2 protein-coding genes and 2 pseudogenes are annotated in these 5,024 nt (G+C 58.8%); 2 read left to right on the top strand and 2 right to left on the bottom strand.

Annotated features, from left to right (window positions below; all coding sequences use genetic code 11):
* Both IGW03_RS37115 and IGW03_RS37110 read left to right on the top strand, forming a co-directional pair.
* The coding region (locus tag IGW03_RS37115) for a transposase (RefSeq protein ID WP_194727394.1) at positions 1-175 on the top strand (175 nt) is incomplete at its 5' end.
* A gap of 213 nt (positions 176-388) precedes the next feature.
* Positions 389-3,439: a PAS domain S-box protein gene (locus IGW03_RS37110; protein ID WP_194727393.1), complete on the top strand. Its 3,051-nt coding sequence runs from the start codon at positions 389-391 to the stop codon at positions 3,437-3,439.
* 200 nt (positions 3,440-3,639) lie between these two features.
* On the opposite strand, the pseudogene IGW03_RS39385 reads toward IGW03_RS37110, so the two are convergent.
* Positions 3,640-3,735, bottom strand: a pseudogene (locus IGW03_RS39385) (IS6 family transposase); the annotation flags it as partial.
* A 175-nt stretch (positions 3,736-3,910) separates the two neighbouring features.
* Positions 3,911-4,909: pseudogene (locus IGW03_RS37105) on the bottom strand (IS5 family transposase); the annotation flags it as partial.
* Positions 4,910-5,024 lie beyond the last annotated feature (115 nt).

The raw sequence follows: 5,024 nt of genomic DNA, 5'->3' as shown, positions 1-5,024 counted from the left end.
TCAGCACACATTTGTTCCGCTGCCGCGTCGCTGGGTTGTCGAGCGTTCCTTTGGGTGGATGGTGCAATGGCGGCGCTTAGTACGTGACTATGAGGGACGCATCGACGTCTCCTGCGAAATGATCTATGTCGCTATGGGCAGCTTACTTCTCAAACGTCTATTCGAAAATGAGTAGTTTTCAAACGGGCTCTTACAGGGAGGAGGCGTCCATTCCATTGCTTTGCTTTGGCCCACGGCTGGTTGTTCGGGGGATCCGCATCTTTGCCTCGCGATGAATCGAAGGTAAGGAATCGAATAGACATTTCATGATTGACAAGGCTAAAATTGCGCTAGATGGTCTCCCGTTTCCCACCTCTTCATAGAGGCAGCTTTTCTGCCTGAGGCGAACATGCGCAGCCCCGCAATTTCCGCCAACAAGATCAAGGATATCCTGCGCCTGAAAATGGACATCGGGCTTTCGCATGAGAAAATTGCGCAATCGCTGGGCCTTTCGAAAGGCGTGGTAGGGAAATACCTTGGATTGGCGAAGAACGTCGGGCTCGATTGGCCGGCAGCGCGATTGATGAGTGAAGCCGAACTCAAGCAGTGCCTGCATGTGCGCCGGCAACAACCATTTCCCTATGTGCGGCCTGACTACGGCCGTCTTCATCTTCGTTTGTCCCGCAGCGGCAACACCCTCTTGAGTGAATGGGAGCGGTACAAGACCGACTATGCCGAACAGAAAATCTACCGCTATACCCAGTTCTGCCAGCATTACCATTCCTTCGTCTTGCGGCTCGGCTACTCCTTGCGGCAAGTGTTTCGGGGTGGCGAAAGAATGTTCTGCAGTTCCGCCGTATCGGCCATTCCCCTGAGCGAAGGAGGCTGCGCGCATATTTTCCTCGCCACCATGGGCGCTTCCAGGCTTGCCTTCGCCTGCGTCGCCGCCGCAGACACGGCCCATGAGTGGATCCGTTGCGCTGTCCGCGCCTTGCTGTTCTATGAAGGCGTGCCGCGGCTCATCATTGCCGATGGCTCGAACGGAATGGTGCCTATTGATGCCCCGCGCGACGACGAGATGGTGCGCAGCTTCGCCCGCCATTACGGCACCTCGGTATTGCCGTCGATGCTGCAGGATGCCAGACATAAGGCGCAGGCCGTATTGCAGGTCAAGTTTCTTGAGCGCTGGATCGTGCGTGAATTGCGTCACCGGCAGTTTGCCACGGCAGCGGATGTCGAGGCCGCGCTGCAGCCCTGTCTGGAGCGCTTGAACCATCACCCGTTCCGACACTTGCCTGGCAACCGCGCCATCGCATTTGCCGAGTGGGATCGGCCCTCCCTGTCTGCGTTGCCGGCACAACCCTATGAATTCTCAAGTCCACCGACCGAGGACACAACGGCGGAGGCTTTGCCTCCTGCAGCCAAGGGCGAGCCGAAAGCCAGAATACTCATAGCAGAATCCGATGCCGGCATGCGAACCTACATGGAACAGTTGTTCAGCAATGAGTACCAGGTCATCTCGGCGCCCAATGGCCCTCTGGCATTGCAGGCTGCCCTGGAACACCGGCCGGAAATGGTGCTCAGCGGACTGGCCAGGCCGGAGCCGGACGGCTTCGATCTGCTTGGCGCTCTGCGCGCCCACGCATCGACCTCGACGATAGCGTTCATCCTGCTGTTCCCCAGGCTGAACGACAACGCCGATGAGGAAGGCATGCGCGCCGGCGCCGACGACTGGCTTGCCAAGCCCTTCAACGGACGTGAACTGTCAAGCAAGGCCAGAGGGATGATCGCTCTGACGAGATCCCGGCGCGAAACGCAACGCAGCGACGAACGACTGCGAGCGGTGCCCTTGACTATCCTCGAAGGCTTGAGCGAGGGACTCATGGCGGTCGATTCCGAATGGTGTATCACTTACCTTAACACTGCGGCCGAAAGGCGGGCCCGCCTGCCAAGAACCTATCTGGCCAACAGAAACTATTGGGAAGCCTTTCCCACGCTGCAGGGAAGCCTGGTCGAGCTAGAATACCGCCGCGCCATGGCGAGCCGCATGGCGGCACGCTTCGAGTACTACGATGTGCATGCCCAGACATGGACCGAGATGAGCGCATCGCCGGTGGAGGATGGCGGTATTCTGCTGTACGCCAATGACATTACCGACCGCAAGCGTGCGCAGGAAGCCCTGCAGGGGGCCGAAGCGCGTCTGAGCGCCGAGTTGCAGGCAATGAGCCGGCTGCAGCTTCTCGGCACCCGCCTGCTCGACATTTCAGACTTCGAACCCGCGCTCAAGGAAGTGTTGAGCGCAGCGATTTCCATGCTCGGCACGGCTACGGGCACGATACAGCTTTACAGGCCGCAAACGCAAACCCTGGAAATCGTCACGAGCCAAGGACTCAGCGTGGAATTCCTGGCGCATTTCCATTCAGTGAAATGCGACAACAGCGCCGCAAGCGGCGGGGCCGCCAAACACGGCAAGCGCACCATCGTTCAGGATGGCTACCTGGATTACCGTTTTGCGGCACACAGGGCGCTTCTCGACTCGGCCGGCATCCGGGCCTGGCAATCCACGCCCCTGTTCGGGCGTGGTGGAAAATTGCTGGGGGTCCTTTCCACCCATTTCCGCGAGCCGCACTATCCCCTGGATCGTGAACTGCGCATGCTCGATCTTTATGCGCGCCAGGCGGTCAGCATTATCGAGCGCTTGTACACCGAGGCGGCGCTGCGGGAACAGCAAGAGTATTACGTGATGGTATTGAACAGCACCATTGATGGACTGATGACGCTGGATGCCGAGTCCCGGTTCGTCTATTTCAATGCGGCCGCACGAAAGATGCTTGCCGGGCAAGGTATCGACGCCGACAGCCTGATCGGCAAACGATTTCTCACCGAAGCGTTTCGCGAAGCGAGCGACGATGAATCGGGACTGGCCTTTCATCGGGCGGCACGCGATCGGGTGCCTGCCGAGGTGGAAAACTACTATGCGCCTTTTGGCCGCTGGTATCTGATCCGCTTTTTTCCGATGAGTGAGGACAGGATGGCGATCATCGTGCAAGACATTACCGAGCGCAGGAGCACCGAGGAGGCCTTGCGCGAGAGCGAAACCCGGTTCCGCGCGCTGGCCGAGGCCTCCCCCGGCCTGATCTGGCAGGTGGACGTCAATGGGAACGCGGTTTATCTGAACCCGCGTTTCCGGGAGATGCTGGGCGTGCCGCTGAAGGATCTCATGGGCGCCGCGTGGCATAAGGTGGTTCACCCCCAGGATCTGCCATCCTATGTGGCCGCGCTCGACAAGGCGATCCGCCAGCATGGGCGCCTGCTGCACCGAGTGCGCGTCAAAAGAAAGGATGGAGAATGGCGCTGGCTGGAAACCAATGCGCTGCCCTGGTTTACCTCCGAGGGTGAATATGCGGGGCACGTCGGCATTTCCATAGACATCAGCGAAGCGCTGGAGGCTGCGAGGTAACCGCGTCGGCTCTGCTGCAGATCTCACCAACGGTTAAAACATCGGTATTTCCGATGCGGCGTTACTAAGCTGAAAGTGCTGATTCCCAAACCACAGGCATTGCTTTCCCCTATCAATGCGATTTTTGGCCCGAACTGTCCCTAGCGGCTTCAGCGCATCAGCCCGATGCCGGCTATGACCAGCTTCGCCGTCAGTCACCGTTTCGATCTAAGCATCGTTGCCACTTCACTCTTCACGTTCCGGCGGTCCTGCTCGATCATATTGTTCGAATATTTAGCTGAGCGCAGCTTCGTATGTTCAGCAAGACCTTCTCGCGCTAGCAGGTTGTTGAAATTCACCTCGAAGCATCTGTCGCGAGGTGATTGCCCAGATTTTTTGAAGCAAATCTATGCGCCATGCAGACCGATTGGCGATAACTTGCATGGACCGCTGTAGCAAGGCCCGTGCTGTTTTCCATAGTGATGCGCCTCATCATGCACGTCCCCCTGGCACCGCGAACAGTATGCGCGCCATCCGGCATAGATTGCTGGCGGTCATCGTCAGCTTGAACTGGTGATCGACCCGCCGTAGTCCACGATACATCGTCTGCCTAATATGGCCGACCGTCTTGGCCCAGCCGAAATGCTCTTCAATGCGAGCCCGGATGGTCTGGCTGACCCCATAACCGCCATGCCGGGTGGTGCGCGCATCAATGGCGCTGCCGCCCCAGCGCCGCTCATGCCGAGCCACATGCGGTGTGACATTGCGGGCGCGGCAATGGGCCACGAAATCGCGTGTATCGTAGGCCTTGTCGGCGCCGACCGTCTTCGCATGGCGCCCGGGAAGACGATCGAGCAGGCGCAGGGCATGGATACGCTCATTCATGCCGTCGGCGTGGCTCACCACAGCCCCCACCACCAGGCCTGAGCGGTTCTCCATGAGCACATGACCCTGGTAGCACAACACCGCCGGCATCTTGTCGCTCTTCTTGTACAACCTCGCATCCGGATCCGTGGTCGAGGCATGGGTGTCATTGCTGCGCGGCTTGCCTTTCCAGTTGGCTTGCCGGTTGCGGCCGCCACCGTCAGGTGGCGGCTCATCCGAACCATCCTTGGCGACAAAGCTCTTGTGACTGGCCCAGGCCTGGATCAGCGTGCCGTCGACCGAGAAGTGTTCCTTTGACAGCAGTCCTTGCTTGTCCGCCGTCGTCATGACTTCCGTGAAGAACGCCTCCACCACTTCATGCGCAAGCAACCGGTCACGATTCTTGGAAAACACGGAGTGGTCCCAGACTGCATCGTCCATGGCCAGTCCGACAAACCAGCGGAACAGCATGTTGTAGCGCATCTGTTCCATGAGCATGCGTTCGCTACGCACTGAATAGAACACTTGCAGCAGCAACGCCCGCATCAGCTTCTCGGGCGCGATCGAAGCGCGACCTGTATCGGCGTAGATCAGGCTGAATAAGCCGTTGAGCCGTTTAAGGCTACGATGAACAACCCATCGGTTTTGAAATGTTCTTCGACACGATCGGGTTGATTCAACAATCAGCGACGTATTGCGCCTCGTTTAGTGCCCTAACGGGCTGTATGTAGGGCGCTCTCGC

Source organism: Noviherbaspirillum malthae (assembly GCF_015352985.1).
Taxonomy (GTDB): Bacteria; Pseudomonadota; Gammaproteobacteria; order Burkholderiales; family Burkholderiaceae_D; genus Noviherbaspirillum; species Noviherbaspirillum malthae.
The sequence above is the reverse complement of the archived record's forward strand: the minus strand, read 5'-3'. Positions and strand labels throughout refer to the sequence as shown.

Bases quoted from the DNA above. Each gene is read 5' to 3' on its own strand.
- IGW03_RS37110 (WP_194727393.1), top strand. From the start codon at position 389: ATGCGCAGCCCCGCAATTTCCGCCAACAAGATCAAGGATATCCTGCGC.